This is a genomic window from Pseudomonas sp. IT-P218, assembly GCF_949767605.1.
Classification (GTDB): Bacteria; Pseudomonadota; Gammaproteobacteria; order Pseudomonadales; family Pseudomonadaceae; genus Aquipseudomonas; species Aquipseudomonas putida_AE.
The window spans coordinates 1-18,438 of sequence record NZ_CATKQQ010000035.1 but is presented as its reverse complement, the minus strand read 5'-3'; the positions used below and the strand labels follow the sequence as shown (position 1 = coordinate 18,438).

Here is an 18,438-nt window from a genome sequence, read left to right as displayed (position 1 = left end):
TTGGCTTCGATGAACTGAAGCAACCTGCTGTCAAAACTGGGTAACTCATTGTTTACCAAGGAGTTTTCCGTTTCGACTGCGCCGGAAGTGGGGCGAATTATAGGCTTCTGAAATCTGCCGTCAACCACTGATTTACTATTTCTATCAAAAAGGCATTTGAGTGGGAATTAGCCGCCCTCTTCTATATAGGAGAGAACTCCAGGCAATCACCCATATGAAAAAGCCCCGCCAGATACTGATCTGAGCAGGGCTTTTTATGCCTGAAGCAATCCCTTTGCACCCATAACGATTTGGGTGAGCGAATCATGAACTGCTGAAGGCTGGATGTATGTGGTGTCCCAGGGCAGGTTCGAACTGCCAACCTTCCCCTTAGGAGGGGGATGCTCTATCCAATTGAGCTACTGAGACACAAGATGCCGGCGAAATTCGCGCAGCGATAGACGGCGTGCATGTTAACGGGCGAGCCTGCCTTTGTCATGTCATCCGTGGGCTTTTTAAGTGTAGGCAGATGTCACGCGCGGGCTCGGACTTTTAGCACACAAGCCAGGCCCTCCCCTCCCAGGAAGGGACAGCCACGAAAAAAACTGCCTGCCACCCATCCTAAACGACTCTCGTTACACGCTTGCCACTAGTAAATCGGCCAATTGCCACTATCCTGTACACATAAGGAACAGTGATCGAATACGCATGGGATGCCCCTCGGTTTTTTCCAGAGAACTGGAGGGCAAAGGACGCGGCCAGAGAGACGGACCCGGCAATTTTCAAAACCAGTCCGCATTTCTGATAACTGGTGCTGGCAGAACGCCTTTATCCAGCTCAATATTTGTCACAGAATTGGCGCCAATGATCTGGCGAGCTTGAGGCATGATGCCAGCTTCAATCAATTCAGGTTGAACATTTGGCCAGAGCGCTTGTCCTATCAGACATCCTGCGGCCAATCCCGAGAACCGCTCCCCTGAACTAACCGGTTAAATATATGCGCCCATTGAAACAGGCAATTTATTCCAGCCGTACGGCTGACAAGTTCGTCGTACGTCTGCCAGACGGAATGCGTGAACGCATTGCCGAGGTGGCTCGCAATCATCACCGCAGCATGAACTCCGAAATCATTGCGCGCCTGGAGCAGAGTCTCATTCAGGAAGGCGCACTGGGCGAAGAGCTGAGCATGCGCCTGGACAGCCCGGAGCTGTCATTGCACGAGCGCGAACTGCTGCAACGCTTCCGCCAACTCTCTCACCGTCAGCAAAACGCGCTTGTCTCATTGATCGCCCATGACGCCGAGATGGCTGCAGACGCTTCCTGATTCGTCCCCGCAAGCTCAAGCCAGCGTGATCGCTGGCTTTTTTTTGCCTTAAATTTGGCCATAAAAAAGCCCGCCATATGGCGGGCGGGCTTTAAATCAAACATCTCAGAGCAGGAAAATCGTTGCCAGCCCCAGGAAGATAAAGAAGCCGCCACTGTCGGTCATGGCGGTAATCATCACACTGGCGCCCATGGCCGGATCCCGTCCGAGTCGCGCCAGCGTCATCGGGATCAAGACCCCCATCAAAGCTGCAAGCAACAGATTGAGGGTCATGGCAGCGGTCATCACGACACCGAGCGACCAGCTCCCATACAACAGGTAGGCGACCACACCGATCACCCCACCCCAAATCACGCCATTGATCAGGGCTACCGCCAGCTCCTTGCGCATCAGCCGCGAAGTATTACCCGTGCTCACCTGATCCAGCGCCATGGCCCGGACGATCATGGTGATGGTCTGGTTGCCGGAGTTACCGCCGATACCCGCAACGATCGGCATCAATGCGGCCAGCGCCACCAGCTTCTCGATGGAGCCTTCGAACAGGCCAATCACCCGGGAAGCAACGAATGCAGTGATCAGGTTCACCGCCAGCCAGGCCCAGCGGTTACGCAGGGACTTCCAGACCGACGCAAAAATATCTTCTTCTTCCCGCAGACCCGCCATGTTGAGAACTTCGCTTTCGCTCTCTTCACGAATCAGGTCGACCATTTCATCGATGGTCAGACGGCCGATCAGCTTGCCGTTCTTGTCGACGACGGGCGCCGAGATCAAGTCGTAACGCTCAAACGCCTGGGCAGCATCGTAGGCTTCTTCATCCGGATGGAAACTCACCGGATCGCTGGCCATGACTTCCGAAACCTGCTTGTCCGGATCATTGACCAGCAGGCGCTTGATCGGCAGCACCCCCTTGAGCACACCGTCGTAGTCAACCACGAACAGTTTGTCGGTATGGCCTGGCAGCTCCTTGAGGCGTCGCAGATAGCGCAGAACCACTTCGAGGCTGACATCCTCGCGGATGGTAACCATCTCGAAGTCCATCAGTGCGCCGACCTGGTCCTCGTCATAGGACAACGCCGAGCGCACTCGCTCGCGCTGCTGAGCATCGAGGGTTTCCATCAGCTCGTGGACGACATCCCGCGGCAGCTCGGAAGCCAGGTCAGCCAGTTCGTCGGCATCCATATCCTTGGCCGCGGCCAGGAGCTCGTGATCGTCCATGTCGGCGATCAGGGTTTCACGAACCGAATCGGATACTTCGAGCAGGATGTCGCCGTCGCGATCAGCCTTGACCAATTGCCAAAGCGTCAGGCGGTCATCCAGCGGCAAGGCTTCGAGAATATAGGCGACGTCGGCGGAGTGCAGGTCATCGAGCTTGCGTTGCAGCTCGACCAGATTTTGCCGGTGAACCAGGTTTTCGACGCGATCCTGATTCGGACCTTCCTGGCGATGAGTCAGGTCTTCAACCACTCGCTGACGCTGCAACAGCTCAACGACTTGAGCCAGGCGGTCCTGCAAGCTTTCCTGCGTTTTCTTTACTTCAACTTCAGACATAGGCGAACTCCACTCCCAGCAGCGGGGCGCGCCGGAAGGATCAATCAGTCAATTCATGATTGGAAAAACGGGGTATTGAGTAACTACTGGGTAAGTCCATGGAAGTAATCCAAAAGCCCCGGCGGGGCTGACGGGCGCAATGATACACCGACTGACGGCTTAAAACGTTAAAAAATCATGGCTGAAACAAGCGCTTGCGAAACAATCTTGAGCGCGCGCCTGACACTACAAAGTGCGACGACCCATCTGGAAAAGAAAACACAATGGCGATGGAAAATGCGGGCGCCTACCTTGATCGGTAGCCGTCATGGAGGAAGAGCATCGAGTTCGACGAGAGAGGATGCAGGAAGGGAAAAGCCAAATCCCAGACGGCAAAAAGCCCGCTTAAAAAGCGGGCTTTTTGTTGTATGGTGCACTCGACAGGATTCGAACCTGTGACCGCTCGGTTCGTAGCCGAGTACTCTATCCAGCTGAGCTACGAGTGCATTTTGTGTTTTTATACCAGATCACAACTGGTTGGAGCCAAGTCATTCACATCACTGCAAACAACTCTTAAATGGTGCACTCGACAGGATTCGAACCTGTGACCGCTCGGTTCGTAGCCGAGTACTCTATCCAGCTGAGCTACGAGTGCATTTGTTGCCGCGCATTATAGGCCGTCTAATCTCTATGTCAAGCACTTTTTCTAGTAATTTCAACAACTTACCGAAGAAGCCAGATTACAACGTACTACGCAAATAATGGCGGAGAACGGGGGATTCGAACCCCCGACACCCTTTTGAGGTGTACTCCCTTAGCAGGGGAGCGCCTTCGGCCACTCGGCCAGCTCTCCGCAACACGGGGCGTATCTTAACCAACCTTTTCCCCGTTTGCAAACATAAAAAACGATAAAAATTAATGGCTTGGTTCTTCGTCCTTCTCTTTCTTTATACGCAGGTAAATTTCCTCACGGTGGACCGCAACCTCTTTCGGGGCGTTGACACCGATACGCACTTGATTTCCTTTGACGCCGAGCACGGTCACGGTGATTTCGCCATCACCAATAATCAGGCTTTCTGCGCACCGACGAGTCAGAATCAGCATACCTTTCTCCTCACGCATTACATTTTCAGGGACAACAGTCTGCAAAAAAAAGGCACTCGACCTACAACCAAAATGGTCGTTGGCCTACATGCCTGAGTATTGACCAGCGCGAGCAAAAGAACAGCCTTGGGGTCGCGCCTTGCAAAAAAACAAAGGGCGCGGTCAGACCGCGCCCTTTGGCAAACGCATCACTCGCCCTGGCGGACCGGTGCGTCCAGTTCGAAAGCCGTGTGCAAGGCGCGCACAGCCAGTTCCAGGTACTTCTCTTCGATCACGACGGAGACCTTGATTTCCGACGTGGAGATCATCTGGATGTTGATGGTTTCCTTGGCCAGTGCTTCGAACATGCGGCTGGCGACGCCCGCGTGGGAGCGCATGCCAACGCCGACGATCGACACCTTGGCGATCTTGGTGTCGCCGATGACTTCACGGGCACCCAGCTCACTGGCGGTCTTTTCCAGCACGGTCTGCGCCGCCTGGTAGTCGTTGCGGTGCACGGTGAAGGTGAAGTCGGTGGTGTTATCGTGCGCAACGTTCTGCACGATCATGTCGACTTCGATGTTCGCGGCGCTGATAGGGCCGAGAATCTTGAAGGCAACGCCCGGGATGTCTGGCACGCCACGGATGGTCAGCTTGGCTTCATCGCGGTTGAAAGCGATACCGGAAATGATCGGCTGTTCCATGGTTTCCTCTTCATCAATAGTAATGAGGGTGCCCGGACCCTCCTTGAAGCTGTGCAGTACGCGCAGCGGGACGTTGTACTTGCCGGCGAACTCCACCGCACGGATCTGCAGCACCTTGGAACCGAGGCTGGCCATTTCCAGCATCTCTTCGAAGGTGATCTTGTCCAGGCGCTGGGCCACGGACACGACGCGCGGGTCAGTGGTGTAGACGCCATCGACGTCGGTGTAGATCTGGCACTCGTCAGCCTTCAAGGCTGCCGCCAGGGCCACGCCGGTGGTGTCGGAACCGCCACGACCGAGGGTGGTGATGTTGCCGTGCTCGTCGACGCCCTGGAAACCGGCGACAACCACCACGCGACCGGCCTTCAGGTCGCCGCGAATCTTCTGGTCGTCGATCTGCAGGATACGCGCTTTATTGTGCGCGCTATCCGTCAGGATCCGTACCTGGTTGCCGGTGTAGGACACTGCAGGCACACCGCGCTTCATCAGCGCCATGGCCAGCAGGGCAATCGTCACCTGCTCACCGGTGGAAACGATCACGTCCAGCTCGCGAGGAACCGGTTGATCGCCGCCACTGATTTGCTTGGCCAGATCGATCAGACGGTTGGTTTCGCCGCTCATTGCAGACAGCACAACCACCAGGTCATCGCCGGCATCGCGGAATTTCTTAACCTTGTCGGCAACCTGCTCGATTCTCTCGACGGTGCCGACCGAGGTGCCTCCAAATTTCTGTACGATCAAAGCCATTTCAAAGCCGCCTCTGCCCATGAAGGGCGCCCAAATAATCACTCAAACAGCGTTGCGACCCGCCACTAGACTGCGGGCCGCAGGCACTGCCTTATAAACCCTGCTCTACAAACGGAACGGTCAGCGCCAGTGCCGCGTCCAGGGCGCCAGCGTCCGTACCGCCGCCTTGCGCCATGTCTGGACGACCACCGCCCTTCCCGCCCACTGCCGCAGCGGCTTGTTTCATCAAATCACCGGCTTTGAGTTGGCCAGTCAGGTCTTTGGTTACGCCTGCAACCAGAACGACCTTTTCCTCATGGACACTGCCGAGCAGGATCACTGCGCGGCCGAGTTTGTTTTTCAGTTGATCGACCAGCGCCAGCAGCGCCTTGCCATCCTGACCGTCCAGACGCACGGCCAGCACTTTCACGCCCTTGACGTCCTGGGCTTGCGCCGACAGGTCATCACCCGCCGCACTGGCGGCCTTGGCTTGCAACTGCTCGAGTTGCTTCTCCAGCAGACGGTTGCGCTCCAGCACAGCCGACAGCTTGTCGATCAGGTTGTCGCGGCTGCCCTTGACCAGGCTGGCCGCTTCCTTGAGTTGCTCTTCCGCCGCGTTCAAGTAGGCCAGTGCCGCAGCACCAGTGACCGCTTCGATACGACGCACACCCGAAGCCACACCGCCTTCGCTGATGATTTTCAGCAGGCCGATGTCGCCGGTGCGATTGGCATGGATACCGCCGCACAGTTCGACGGAGAAGTCGCCCATGCTCAGCACGCGCACGTTGTCGCCGTATTTTTCGCCGAACAGCGCCATGGCGCCTTTCTGCTTGGCGGTTTCGATGTCGGTTTCTTCGGTTTCAACTTCGGAGTTCTTGCGAATTTCGGCGTTGACGATGTCTTCCAGCGCTTTGAGCTGTTCAGGCTTGATGGCTTCGAAGTGGCTGAAGTCGAAGCGCAGGCGCTGACTGTCGACCAGCGAGCCTTTCTGCTGAACGTGATCGCCCAGCACCTGACGCAATGCGGCGTGCAGCAAGTGAGTCGCGGAGTGGTTCAGCGAGGTGGCGTGGCGCACGTCGGCATCCACCTGCGCTTGAACTGGCGAGCCAACGATCAGGCTGCCCGAGTCCAGCACACCGTGGTGCAGGAACGCACCGCCGGTCTTGGTGGTGTCGCGCACGTCGAAACGCGCAGCGCCAGCCTGGAGGAAGCCGCAATCACCAATCTGACCACCGGATTCGGCATAGAACGGCGTCTGATCGAGAACGATCACACCCTCCTGGCCTTCGCTCAGTACGTCGACCGACTGCCCGTCTTTATAGATGGCAACGATCTTGGCCGAACCGCTGTGAGCGCTGTAACCGGTGAATTCGGTATCGACATCAACCTTGACCAGGCTGTTGTAGTCCATGCCGAAGGAACTGGCCGAACGTGCACGCACGCGCTGGGCTTCCATCTCGCGCTCGAAACCGGCTTCGTCGATGGTCAGGCTGCGCTCGCGAGCGATGTCGCCCGTCAGGTCCATCGGGAAACCGTAGGTGTCGTAGAGCTTGAACACGACATCGCCCGGAACCACGTCGCCCTTGAGCTCGGCCAGATCCTGCTCGAGGATTTTCAGGCCCTGCTCCAGGGTCTTGGCGAATTGCTCTTCTTCGGCCTTGAGCACGCGCTCGATGTGCGCCTGCTGGGATTTCAGCTCAGGGAAGGCTTCGCCCATCTCGGCGACCAGGGCCGCGACGATCTGATAGAAGAAGCTGCCCTTGGCGCCCAGCTTGTTGCCGTGACGGCAAGCGCGACGAATGATGCGGCGCAGCACATAGCCACGTCCTTCGTTGGATGGCAGCACGCCATCGGCAATCAGGAAACCGCAGGAACGAATGTGGTCAGCCACGACTTTCAGGGAAGCCTGGTTATCGTTGGTGCAACCGATGGCCTTGGCCGATGCGCTCAGCAGGCTTTGGAACAGGTCGATTTCATAGTTCGAGTGAACGTGCTGCAGCACGGCACTGATCCGCTCCAGGCCCATGCCGGTGTCCACCGACGGCGCTGGCAGCGGGTGCAGCACGCCATCGGCGGTGCGGTTGAACTGCATGAACACGTTGTTCCAGATTTCGATGTAGCGGTCGCCGTCTTCTTCCGGCGAGCCCGGTGGGCCACCCCAGATGTCGGCGCCGTGGTCGTAGAAAATCTCGGTGCAAGGACCGCACGGGCCGGTATCGCCCATGGTCCAGAAGTTGTCGGACGCGTAAGGCGCGCCCTTGTTGTCGCCAATACGCACCATGCGCTCGGCCGGCACCCCGATTTCCTTGGTCCAGATGTCGTACGCCTCGTCATCGCTGGCGTAGACGGTGACCCAGAGTTTTTCCTTCGGCAGGTTCAGCCACTTGTCGGAGGTCAGGAAGTTCCAGGCGTAGGTGATGGCGTCACGCTTGAAGTAGTCACCGAAGCTGAAGTTACCCAGCATTTCGAAGAAGGTGTGGTGACGGGCGGTATAACCGACGTTTTCCAGGTCGTTGTGCTTGCCGCCGGCGCGCACGCATTTCTGGCTGGAAACGGCACGGGTGTACGCGCGCTTTTCCTGGCCCAGGAAGCAGTCCTTGAACTGGTTCATCCCCGCGTTGGTGAACAGCAGGGTTGGGTCGTTGCCCGGAATCAAAGAGCTGGAGGCTACACGGGTGTGGCCTTGCTCTTCGAAGAAGCGAAGGAAGGCTTCACGGATTTCTGCGCTTTTCATTAGGTTCTTCCACGGAGGCTGCGGCCAAAGGCCTGTTCGAAACGTCAACAGACGAAGCGACGGCAAAGGGCCGCATTATATCGGCCCTGCGCGCGGGGTACAGCGTGTTTATACGATAGAAACGGTCAATTGGAGCGCTAACGCTATCACTTACTGGAAAAGTCGACGAATGTCGCGACGACCTGCTCGATTTGCGCGCGACTGACGTCCATGTGCGTGACCAAGCGCAAGCGCGCGGCAGCACTGAGCACGATCCCGCGCTCGGCGGCGAACGCCTTGAGTGCTTCGGCCTTGTCGCCGATTGCAACGTAAACCATATTGGTCTGCACCGGCTCGACCTCGAACCCTGCTGCGCGCAGGCCTTCGGCGAGCAATTGGGCGTTGGCGTGGTCGTCGGCCAGGCGCTGAACGTTATGCTCCAGCGCGTACAGGCCTGCCGCCGCCAGAATCCCGGCCTGGCGCATGCCGCCGCCGACCATCTTGCGCAGGCGTCGGGCCTTGCCGATCAATTCGACCGAGCCACACAGCACCGAACCCACCGGGGCGCCCAGGCCTTTGGACAGGCACACCGAGACTGAATCGAAGTGCCGGGTGATTTCCCGGGCATCGACACCCAGCTTCACCGCTGCGTTGTACAGCCGCGCGCCGTCCAGGTGCAGTTGCAACCCGTGCTCACGGGTAAAGCTGCGGGCCCGGGCCAGGTATTCCAGGGGCAGGACCTTGCCCTGCATGGTGTTTTCCAACGCCAGCAAACGGGTGCGAGCGAAATGGAAATCGTCCGGCTTGATCGCCGAGGCAATCTGGGAAAGGTCCAGCGAGCCATCGGCCTGCACTTCCAACGGCTGCGGCTGGATCGAGCCGAGTACCGCCGCCCCGCCACCTTCGTACTTATAGGTGTGCGCCTGCTGACCGACGATGTATTCGTCACCGCGCTCGCAATGGGCCATCAGGCCCAGCAGGTTGCTCATGGTGCCCGTCGGGACAAACAGGGCGGCAGCAAACCCCAGGCGGTCTGCCAGTTCAGCTTCCAGGCGGTTGACCGTCGGATCTTCGCCATACACATCGTCACCGGTGGCGGCCGTGGCCATCGCCTCGAGCATGCCAGGGGTGGGTTGGGTGACGGTGTCGCTGCGAAGATCAATCACACTCATGACTCGGGCCTCGTAAACAGGAAATCGTGTTCAGGAAGGGATTACTGCGGTCAAGTCGATGAATAATCAACCCTAATGCAACGGAAAACTCGATAACAATCATCCGAAAGCACCGATGCGCGCGTAGGAAATATGTGATAAAAACGCTGCACTGCCAAACAATCTGGCAGCAAAACGTTCTCAGGGCGGGGTGCAACTCCCCACCGGCGGTAATTGCGTGCAACACGCATAGCCCGCGAGCGCTTGGTGTCAGACACGGCCTTTGCCGTGAGTGGCGACAAGGTCAGCAGACCCGGTGTGATTCCGGGGCCGACGGTCATAGTCCGGATGAAGAGAGAACGGGATTGGCGCAAAAGGGCCGTCCGCAGCACTCGTGCGAGCGTGCGTACCCTAAAATCCCATTCGATTCATAAGCCCTGTTTTTCACACAAACAGGAATCAGAACATGCAACCCACCGCAATCGACAGCAAAAGCAAACACCATCACGGCGAGCGCGTAGCGTTTATCCAGGCCTGCTGGCACAAGGATATTGTCGACCAGAGCCGTAAAGGCTTCGTCGCTGAAATGATTGCCCAGGGTTATCAGGAATCCGACATCGATTTCTTCGAAGTCGGCGGCGCCTTTGAAATGCCCCTGCACGCCAAGTTGCTGGCCAAGACCGGCCGTTATGCCGGCATCGTCGCCGCAGCCCTGGTGGTGGACGGCGGGATCTACCGTCACGAGTTCGTCGCCCAGTCAGTGGTCAGCGGCCTGATGCAGGTTCAACTGGAAACCGAAGTGCCGGTGTTCTCGGTATCCCTGACCCCGCATCACTTCCATGCCGGTGAAGAACTGCATCATAAGTTCTTCTTCGATCACTTCGTGCACAAAGGTCAGGAAGCGGCGAAGACGTGTGCGGATACGCTGGCGAAAATCCGCAACTTGCGTCGCACTGAACCGCGGGCGGTAGCGGTCTAAACACCGACTCACCCTGTAGGAGCTGCCGAGTGAAACGAGGCTGCGATCTTTTGATTTTAAAGATCAAGATCAAAAGATCGCAGCCTGCGGCAGCTCCTACAGTGGGTTTTATGTTGGGACGGGAATTGTAATCAGGTGAGGTTATCGTCGGTGGTCGGCACGATCAGGATGCCGGCGCGCAGGCCGTTTTTCACCTTGGGGTTCGGGAAGATGATCCGGGCGCCCTCCTCCTCGATGATCCAGCGCGTATTGGCGATGTCTTCCGCCAGCAGGTAACCCACTTCCAGCTCGGAAAAGTTCTCGATGTCCACGGGCAGGTTCAGGCGGAAGCTGTCGCTGTGCTTGATGATTTCCCGTGCCACGCTGAACAGCTGCAAACCGTCCAGCGCCTCTTCAGCCATCTCGGGCTCGGTGCCTTCGATGATCTGCTTGAGGCGGGTTTCCAGCCGGGAGACATTCACCCCGTCGTTCTGCCCGAACGGCCGCGCCTTGCCCAGTTCAAGGGTGAAGGCCTCGGCACCGAGCTTGTCATAGGTGTAGGAACTGAAGACGATGGACGGCTTGTTCTGCAACAGCACCGCCTCCATGCCGGCGGCGCGCAGACGGGCCAACTCCTGGCGCGAATGCTGGCGATCTTCCTTCCAGGGGTACAAGGCGAACTGTTCGATTTTCGAACCACGAATCGCCGTGTGCAGGTCGTAGTGCAGTCGCTGGCGATCCGGCAGGCTGAAGAAACTCGCCGCCAGGCGTTCCAGCTCACAGGCACGCAGGGCTTCGGAGCCACTGCTTTGCTCGTGACGGCCGTTGAACAGCCGATTGACGTCCTGCTCGACGAAACGCTCACCCTTGCGAATCGCTTCGGGGTTGCCGAACAGGAACAGAATTCGGGCACGCGGCTTCAAGTCGCCGCGGGCGATGTCATGCAACAGGCGATCGAGCAGTTCGATCGGCGCTGTTTCGTTGCCGTGGATACCGGCCGATAACAGCAGGTCCAGGCCGTTGTCGCGTACTTCAGGTGGCCGGACTTCCAGCGCACCTTCGCTCAACCAGCGCATGCGCACGCCTTCGACAGTCAGTTGAGTCTTCTCCGCCGGTTCGCGGCCGGCGAGGGTCAGTTCAAGCAGTTTGCCGAGGGCGAGCATAGAGCGGTTTCCTTAATGGTCGTGATTGCAATCCGGGCCGTGAACGTGGTCCTCGTCGTCGCCCAGGTCAGCCGGTTCCATCTCCAGTTGCAGACTTACCAGATTAGTCGCCAATGGGCGCAACAGCAGGTTGGCGTATTCGGCGTCGCCTTCTTCGACGTCCACGCCGATCAGCAACTGGCCACGGCCGTCCTGCTGGATCCACAGCTCTTTGCCTTGCCACATGACCGCGACGCGGGTGCAGGAGGTTTCCAGTTGCGTGCCGTCGGTGTCTTCAAGGATCAGCTGCAGGGTATCGCTCATGTTTTTACGCTCTCGTTTGAGACTTTCAATTGATCTGGAATGGATAAACCGCGCCCAGTTTAAGGATTTGCGTCAGTTCATCCAGTGCCGTCCGGCACTCAAGCAGCAATTGCGGGTCCGCCAGATCGTTTTCGGTCATGCGGTCGCGGTAATGCTTCTCGACCCATTCGGTCAGAGTGCCGTACAACGGTGCCGTCATGATAACCCCTGGGTTGACCGCCGCCAGTTCGGTTTCGTTGAGCGCGACACGCAACCTCAGGCAAGCCGGGCCACCGCCGTTCTGCATGCTCTGCTTGAGATCGAAGACTTTCACTTCGCGGATCAGGCCGCCGGAGCTGGTCAGACCCTGCAGGTATTGCCATACGCGCTCGTTGCCACGGCATTCTTCCGGCACGATCAACAGCATGGAGCCGTCAGGACGCGACAGCAGTTGGCTATTGAACAGGTAGGAACGAACCGCGTCTTCGACGCTTACTGCGGAACGCGGAACGCACACTGACTGAAATTTCCCACCGACCCTGGCGAGTTTGCTTTGCAGTTCGGCGAGCATCTTGTCGGTCTCGAGGAAAGCATCCTCGTGATAGAACAGCACTTCGCCATTACCCACGGCAATCACGTCATTGTGGAACACGCCCTGGTCGATCACCGACGGGTTCTGCTGGGCGTAGACCACGCCGTCATCGCTCAGGCCGTGCAGGCGAGCGACCGCCTGGGACGCTTCGAGGGTCTGGCGCGCCGGGTACTTCTGCGGTGCCGGGTAACGGGTGTCGAAGGCACTGCGACCGAACACGAAGAACTCGACGCCGGCTTCGCCGTACGCACGGCAGAAACGGGTGTGGTTGGCCGCGCCTTCGTCACCGAACTGCGCCACGGCCGGCAAGGCGGCGTGGTGAGCGAAGTGCTTCTGGTCGGCGAACATCGCGCCCAGCACGCGGCTGGTGGTCGGATGCTCGATGCTGCGGTGGTACTTGCAGTTCAGGTTGGCGGCGGTGAAATGCACGCGGCCATCCGCGGTGTCGGCGCTCGGGCTGACGGTGGCGGCGTTGGCCACCCACATGCTCGATGCCGAGCAACTGGCCACCAGCAATGGCATCGCTTCTTTGGCGGCACATTCGATCACTTGCGCGTCGGTGCCGCTGAAACCCAGGCGGCGCAAGGCGGCCACGTCCGGGCGCTCCTGCGGGGCCAGTACGCCTTGCTGAAAGCCCATGTCCATCAGCGCTTTCATCTTCGCCAGGCCTTGCAGCGCCGCTTCCTTCGGATTCGAAGACTGCTGGCTGTTGCTCTGGGACGCGACGTTGCCGTAGGACAGGCCGCCGTAGTTATGGGTCGGCCCCACTAGACCGTCAAAATTGACTTCATAGGATTTCATCAGCGAGGCTCCACGAGAATCTGTTGTTATGGCTTCAGTAACTGGATTTAAGACCGCGGCGCGGCTATCGCCAGCAGGCTGGCTCCCACAGGTTCGGTAGTGTTCACACATTTTGTGTACGACCCGATCACTGTGGGAGCCAGCCTGCTGGCGATGGGCATCACGCCATTTTCACGCCGGGTGTCAGAGCGGCAGGCAACACCAGGCTCGGCGTTTCCAGCGAGGCCACCGGGTACGCGCAGTAATCCGCCGCATAGTAAGCGCTGGCGCGATGGTTGCCCGAGGCGCCGACGCCGCCGAAGGGCGCGCTGCTCGCGGCACCGGTCAGTTGTTTGTTCCAGTTGACGATGCCCGCGCGGCTTTCCAGCCAGAACTGCTGGTAACGCGCCTCGGAATCCGACAACAGGCCAGCGGCCAAACCGTATTCAGTGTCGTTGGCTTCAGAGATCGCCGCTTCAAAATCAACGTAGCGGATCACTTGCAACAGCGGGCCGAACAACTCTTCGTCCGGGCGATCGGCCACCGCCGTCACATCCACAATGCCCGGGGTCAGCAAGGCGGCCTGGGCCTGGGGCTGGGTCATTTCCAGCAACGCCACGGCGCCGTTGGCCAGCAGATGTTCCTGGGCATCCATCAAGGCTTTCGCCGCGCCGAGGGAAATCACCGAGCCCATGAACGGCGCCGGCTGCTGATCGAATGCACCGACTTCAATCGACGCACTGACCGCCACCAGGCGCGCCAGCAATGTGTCGCCCCAGGCGCCTTGCGGCACCAGCAAGCGGCGGGCACAGGTGCAGCGCTGGCCGGCAGAGATGAACGCCGACTGGATGATGGTGTACACAGCAGCATCGAGATCGGCGACCTGATCCACCACCAGCGGGTTGTTACCGCCCATCTCCAGCGCGAGGATCTTGTCCGGGCGACCGGCAAATTGCTGGTGCAGGTGATTGCCCGTACGGCTGGAACCAGTGAAGAACAGGCCGTCGATGCCCGGGTTCGCCGCCAGGGCGATACCGGTTTCGCGCGCGCCCTGCAGCAGGTTCAGGACGCCCGCCGGCAACCCGGCTTCGATCCAGCATTTGACCGTCAGCTCGGCGACTTTCGGCGTCAGCTCACTCGGCTTGAACAGCACGCTGTTACCGGCCAGCAGCGCCGGCACGATATGCCCGTTGGGCAAGTGACCTGGGAAGTTGTAAGGGCCGAATACCGCCACCACGCCGTGGGGCTTGTGGCGCAGCACTGCGGTGGCGTCGCCCAGCGGGCCGCTCTTCTCGCCAGTGCGCTCGCGGTAGCTCTGCACCGAGATGGCAATCTTGTTGACCATGCTGGTGACTTCGGTGGCCGACTCCCACAGGGGCTTGCCGGTTTCCTCGCCGATGGCGTGGGCCAGTTCGTCTGCATGACTTTTCAGGGATGTGGCAAAGGCTTCCAGCACCGCAATGCGCTCTTCCAGGGTGCGCCGGGCCCAGGTCGGGAACGCCTGGCGTGCAGCCTGCACGGCCGACTCGACCTGATCGACGGTGGCACCGTTGCCGGACCACAACACTTGCTGGGTCACCGGGTTCAGCGACTCAAAGGTTTCGCCCCCACCTGCCAACCATTCACCTGCAATGTATAGCGACTTCATTATTTCGACTCCCGAGCAGCGGACAACGCCACGGCGCGCACTTGATCGCCAGCGTTGAGTTGAAGACGTTTGGCGGTCAGCGGATCGACCACCAGCGTGCCGGCGGCGAGACGTGCCGGAGCAGCGGTGATGCGGCAGTCTTCGCGCTTGCGGTTGTGAATGATGAACGGCGTGGCGTCGTCGCCCGGCGTGCCGACGGCGAGCACCAGTGCCTGGCTGTCGCGCACGGCGCGGATCTTGCCGGTTTCGCACTCGATGGCCGGGCCGGCGTCGAAGATGTCGACGTAGCCTTGATAGCTGAAGCCTTCGCTCTTGAGCATCGACAACGCAGGCTCGGTGTCCGGGTGCACCTGGCCGATCACGTTGCGCGCATCCGGCGACAGGAAGCAGGTGTACAGCGGGAACTTCGGCATCAATTCGGCGATGAACGCCTTGTTGCCCACGCCGGTCAGGTAGTCAGCCTGGCTGAATTCCATCTTGAAGAAGTGGCGGCCCAGGCTTTCCCAGAATGGCGAGCGCCCGGCTTCGTCGGAAACACCGCGCATCTCGGCGATGATCTTGTTGCCGAACAGTTGTGGGAATTCGGCGATGAACAGCATCCGCGCCTTGGACAACATGCGGCCGTTGAGGCCACTGCGGTAATCGGCGTGCAGGAACAGCGAGCACAGCTCGGAATTGCCGGTCAGGTCGTTGGCCAGGAACAGGGTCGGAATTTCGCGATAGATGTTCAGCTCTTGCGAAGCGCTGACCGTCAGGCCGACCCGGAAGTTGTACCAGGGCTCACGCAGGCCGACGGCGCCAGCGATGGCGGAAATGCCCACCACTCGGCCATTGTCGTCTTCGAGCACGAACAGGTAGTCCGCATCGCCCCGCCCGGCTTCGCCGCGAAAGGTCTTCTCGGCCCAGCCGACCCGGTGGGCCAGACGCTCTTCGTTGGCCGGCAAGGTGGTCAGGCCGGTGCCGGTGCTGCGGGCCAGGTCGATCAGAGCGGGTAAATCGCTGCTGCGTACGGGACGAACGATCATGCTATCTCCTCAATCGGGCCGCTTGCGCCACCCGCGAAACTCGCTACTTTCCAAGCATTCTTTGAAGCAGGTGTTAAACCGCCACCAGGCGCACGCTGGCACCTTCACCGACGCCCAGGGCTTCGGCCGTTTCCAGGTCCAGGGTCACCGGCTTGCCCGGCGCGTAGTCAAGCTCGAGCATGACCGCGCGGTAGTCCTGCAACTGGGCATTGGCGACCAGATACTGGCGACCGACGCCTTTGACCGGCTCGCCGATCTTCACCGGCACCACACGGCTCTGGGCGATCGAACGGATCCCCGAGACACGGGCATGCAGGGTCGGGCCGCCGTCGAAGATGTCGATGTAGTGATCGGTTTCGAAGCCTTCGCGCATCAGGATGTCGAAGGTGATCTGCGCCCGTGGGTGCACCTGGCCCATGGCTTCCTGGGCGGAGTCCGGCAGCAGTGGCACGTAGATCGGGTAGTGCGGCATCAGTTCGGCGAGGAAGGTCCGGCTCTTCAGGCCACACAGACGCTCGGCTTCGGCGTAGTTGAGGTCGAAGAAGTTGCGACCGATGGCATCCCAGAACGGCGAGTCGCCATTTTCATCGCTGTAACCGACGATCTCGGTCACCACCGAATCGGCGAAACGCTCCGGGTGGCTGGCGACGAACAGCAGGCGGCCACGGGAATTGAGCTCGGCCCAGGGCGAACCCACCAGCTCGCGCTGCACGTAGAAACTGGTCAGCAGGCTGTTGCCGGTCAGGTCGTGGCACTGGGAGAGCACGTGGATCTTGTTATGAATCTTCAGCTCGCGGGAGGCGTGCACGAAGGTTTCATTACGGAAACTGTAGAACGGCTCGGAATAACCCGCCGAAGCGACGATGGCCGAACAGCCCACCAACTTGCCGGTGGCCGTGTCTTCGAGCACGAAGAAATAGCTCTCTTCACCGTTGAAGCTGACTTCGGCGGCGAACGAGGCTTCGCTCGCGGCGATCTTGTCGCTCAGGCGTTCAACGTCATCCGGCAAGGAAGTGACACCAATCGGGCTGTCCGCAGCCAGACGCTGTACCTCGCCCAGATCAGCCATTTGCGCGGGGCGCATCACCAGCATGGTGTCACTCCTTAATCTCAGAACTTACAGAAGAAAAAACCCGGGCCATCCCTGAAACAACTCAGAGTCAACTGTGGGAGCCAGCCTGCTGGCGATATCGTCCTGTCAGGCAACAATGATGTTGGCTGTCAGGCCCTCATCGCCAGCAGGCTGGCTCCCACAGTTTTGATCCAGCCCGGAACAAAATTGGGTTCGACGCCTGACTTGCAGGCGCCGAAGGGTCTATCAGGCTTGCGTCAGTTTTGCCGCAGCGCGTTCGAAACGGTCCAGGCCTTCATCGATGTCCGCGTCTTCCACCACCAGGCTCGGGGCGAAACGCACCACGTCCGGGCCGGCTTGCAGCACCATCAGGCCTTCACGCTCGGCGGCGTTGAAGATGTCCTTGGCTTTGCCTTTCCAGGCCTCGCTCAGGACGCAACCGATCAACAGGCCCATGCCACGCACCTGGGTGAACAGGCCGTATTTCTCGCCGATCTGCTCGAGGCGCGCCTTGAACTTGTCGTGCTTGGCGTTGACGCCGGCCAGCACTTCAGGGGTGTTGATCACGTCGATCACCGCTTCGGCGACCGCGCATGCCAGCGGGTTGCCGCCGTAGGTAGTGCCGTGGGTACCGACGACCAGATGTTTGGCCAGGTCTTCGGTGGTCAGCATGGCCGCGATCGGGAAACCGCCGCCCAGGCTCTTGGCGCTGGTCAGGATGTCGGGGGTAACGCCGTAATGCTGGTAGGCAAACAGATGGCCGGTACGGCCCATACCGGTTTGCACTTCGTCGAAGATCAGCAGCGCGTTGTGCGCGGTGCAGAGCTCGCGGGCACCTTGCAGGTATTCCAGTTCGGCCGGAATCACACCGCTCTCACCCTGAATCGGCTCCAGGACCACAGCGCAGGTCTTGTCGGAAATGGCGGCTTTCAGCGCGGCCAGATCGTTGTACGGCACGTGGGTGATACCGGTGATCTTCGGACCGAAACCGTCGGAGTACTTCGACTGGCCACCAACGTTCACGGTGAACAGGGTACGACCGTGGAAGCTGTTGAGCGCGGCGATGATTTCGTACTTCTCGCTGCCGAAGCGGTCGAAACCAACACGACGGGCCAGCTTGAAGGCCGCTTCGTTGGCTTCGGCGCCGGAGTTGCAGAAGAAGGCACGCTCGGCAAAGGTGGCATCGACCAGCTTGTGGGCAAGGCGCAGGGCCGGCTCATTGGTGAACACGTTGGACACATGCCACAGCTTGTTGGCCTGCTCGGTCAAGGCACCGACCAGCGCCGGATGTGCGTGGCCCAATACGTTGACGGCAATACCGCCGGCGAAATCGATCAGCTCGCGACCGGACTGGTCCCAGACGCGGGAACCGGCGCCACGCACTGGAATGAAGGCGGCAGGCGCGTAGTTGGGAACCATAACCTGATCGAAATCGGCGCGTTGTACCGCAGCGTGCTCAACGGACATCGGAGTCTCCTGAAGAGAAAACACCCGCCTGAAACTGGCGAGCGATGGGGGGATTGTAAGGACAGTTTTCAGCCCGGCCTTGCCGCCAAGCGACAACTTCTTATAGCGCAAACCCCGGTTTTCCACGGGTTTACGGCAATGCGACATATAGGGTCGCAAAGGCGCAGTTTAAACTGTCGCGAGCGCTTGTAGGCAGTTCTGCGGGAAACCGATACCCCCCGTAGGAGCTGCCGCCGGCAGGGAT

Annotated in this window: 14 protein-coding genes, 4 tRNA genes and 1 riboswitch; of the genes, 2 read left to right on the top strand and 16 right to left on the bottom strand. The window is 59.6% G+C overall.

Annotation, left to right across the window (positions count from 1 at the left end; genetic code table 11):
- Positions 1 to 331: 331 nt before the first annotated feature.
- Positions 332 to 408: transfer RNA gene (locus ACM6I6_RS20160), tRNA-Arg, on the bottom strand.
- A 568-nt stretch (positions 409 to 976) separates the two neighbouring features.
- Between ACM6I6_RS20160 and ACM6I6_RS20155 the strand changes: the two genes are divergently transcribed.
- Complete coding sequence (locus tag ACM6I6_RS20155) at positions 977 to 1,303, top strand: Arc family DNA-binding protein (RefSeq protein ID WP_003178899.1); 327 nt, start codon at positions 977 to 979, stop codon at positions 1,301 to 1,303.
- A 105-nt stretch (positions 1,304 to 1,408) separates the two neighbouring features.
- Here the strand turns inward: ACM6I6_RS20155 and mgtE are convergent, their stop codons facing one another.
- From mgtE to ltaE, 8 genes are all read right to left on the bottom strand, one after another.
- Complete coding sequence (gene mgtE, locus ACM6I6_RS20150; protein WP_274077900.1) at positions 1,409 to 2,851, bottom strand: magnesium transporter; 1,443 nt, start codon at positions 2,849 to 2,851, stop codon at positions 1,409 to 1,411.
- Between the two features lie 408 nt (positions 2,852 to 3,259).
- Positions 3,260 to 3,336: transfer RNA gene (locus ACM6I6_RS20145), tRNA-Arg, on the bottom strand.
- A gap of 72 nt (positions 3,337 to 3,408) precedes the next feature.
- Positions 3,409 to 3,485 (bottom strand) — tRNA-Arg (locus ACM6I6_RS20140).
- Between the two features lie 107 nt (positions 3,486 to 3,592).
- Positions 3,593 to 3,683 (bottom strand) — tRNA-Ser (locus tag ACM6I6_RS20135).
- A gap of 62 nt (positions 3,684 to 3,745) precedes the next feature.
- Positions 3,746 to 3,934, bottom strand: coding sequence for a carbon storage regulator CsrA (gene csrA / locus ACM6I6_RS20130; protein ID WP_002554426.1), 189 nt, complete (start codon positions 3,932 to 3,934; stop codon positions 3,746 to 3,748).
- Between the two features lie 188 nt (positions 3,935 to 4,122).
- Positions 4,123 to 5,364 (bottom strand): aspartate kinase, encoded by a 1,242-nt coding sequence (locus ACM6I6_RS20125; RefSeq protein WP_274077899.1) that lies wholly within the window; start codon positions 5,362 to 5,364, stop codon positions 4,123 to 4,125.
- A gap of 91 nt (positions 5,365 to 5,455) precedes the next feature.
- A complete protein-coding gene (gene alaS, locus ACM6I6_RS20120) occupies positions 5,456 to 8,077 on the bottom strand; it encodes an alanine--tRNA ligase (protein ID WP_274077898.1) in 2,622 nt (873 codons plus the stop codon).
- A gap of 146 nt (positions 8,078 to 8,223) precedes the next feature.
- Positions 8,224 to 9,228 (bottom strand): low-specificity L-threonine aldolase, encoded by a 1,005-nt coding sequence (ltaE, locus tag ACM6I6_RS20115; protein ID WP_414920611.1) that lies wholly within the window; start codon positions 9,226 to 9,228, stop codon positions 8,224 to 8,226.
- A gap of 172 nt (positions 9,229 to 9,400) precedes the next feature.
- A riboswitch (FMN riboswitch) is annotated at positions 9,401 to 9,572 on the top strand.
- 101 nt (positions 9,573 to 9,673) lie between these two features.
- Here ltaE and ACM6I6_RS20110 point away from each other — a divergent pair.
- The gene (locus tag ACM6I6_RS20110) at positions 9,674 to 10,186 is read left to right on the top strand and encodes a 6,7-dimethyl-8-ribityllumazine synthase (protein ID WP_323609278.1); all 513 of its coding nucleotides are present in this window, start codon (positions 9,674 to 9,676) and stop codon (positions 10,184 to 10,186) included.
- A 131-nt stretch (positions 10,187 to 10,317) separates the two neighbouring features.
- Here ACM6I6_RS20110 and astE read toward each other — a convergent pair whose 3' ends face one another.
- From astE to ACM6I6_RS20075, 7 genes are all read right to left on the bottom strand, one after another.
- Positions 10,318 to 11,328, bottom strand: a complete 1,011-nt coding sequence (gene astE / locus ACM6I6_RS20105) for a succinylglutamate desuccinylase (RefSeq protein ID WP_274077895.1) — start codon at positions 11,326 to 11,328, stop codon at positions 10,318 to 10,320.
- A gap of 12 nt (positions 11,329 to 11,340) precedes the next feature.
- Positions 11,341 to 11,631, bottom strand: coding sequence for a hypothetical protein (locus ACM6I6_RS20100; protein ID WP_018926388.1), 291 nt, complete (start codon positions 11,629 to 11,631; stop codon positions 11,341 to 11,343).
- Between the two features lie 25 nt (positions 11,632 to 11,656).
- Positions 11,657 to 13,003 carry an N-succinylarginine dihydrolase gene (gene astB, locus ACM6I6_RS20095; RefSeq protein ID WP_414920610.1) on the bottom strand — a complete coding sequence of 449 codons (1,347 nt, stop codon included), beginning with the start codon at positions 13,001 to 13,003 and terminating at the stop codon, positions 11,657 to 11,659.
- A 160-nt stretch (positions 13,004 to 13,163) separates the two neighbouring features.
- A complete protein-coding gene (astD, locus tag ACM6I6_RS20090; RefSeq protein WP_414920612.1) occupies positions 13,164 to 14,633 on the bottom strand; it encodes a succinylglutamate-semialdehyde dehydrogenase in 1,470 nt (489 codons plus the stop codon).
- Positions 14,630 to 15,655 (bottom strand): arginine N-succinyltransferase, encoded by a 1,026-nt coding sequence (astA, locus tag ACM6I6_RS20085; protein WP_274077893.1) that lies wholly within the window; start codon positions 15,653 to 15,655, stop codon positions 14,630 to 14,632. Before astA ends, astD begins: the two co-directional genes overlap by 4 nt.
- Before the next feature lie 73 nt (positions 15,656 to 15,728).
- On the bottom strand, positions 15,729 to 16,748 hold the full coding sequence (gene aruF / locus ACM6I6_RS20080) for an arginine/ornithine succinyltransferase subunit alpha (RefSeq protein WP_046819614.1): 1,020 nt from the start codon (positions 16,746 to 16,748) through the stop codon (positions 15,729 to 15,731).
- Positions 16,749 to 16,973: 225 nt separating this feature from the next.
- A complete protein-coding gene (locus ACM6I6_RS20075) occupies positions 16,974 to 18,194 on the bottom strand; it encodes an aspartate aminotransferase family protein (RefSeq protein ID WP_274077892.1) in 1,221 nt (406 codons plus the stop codon).
- Between the last annotated feature and the right edge of the window lie 244 nt (positions 18,195 to 18,438).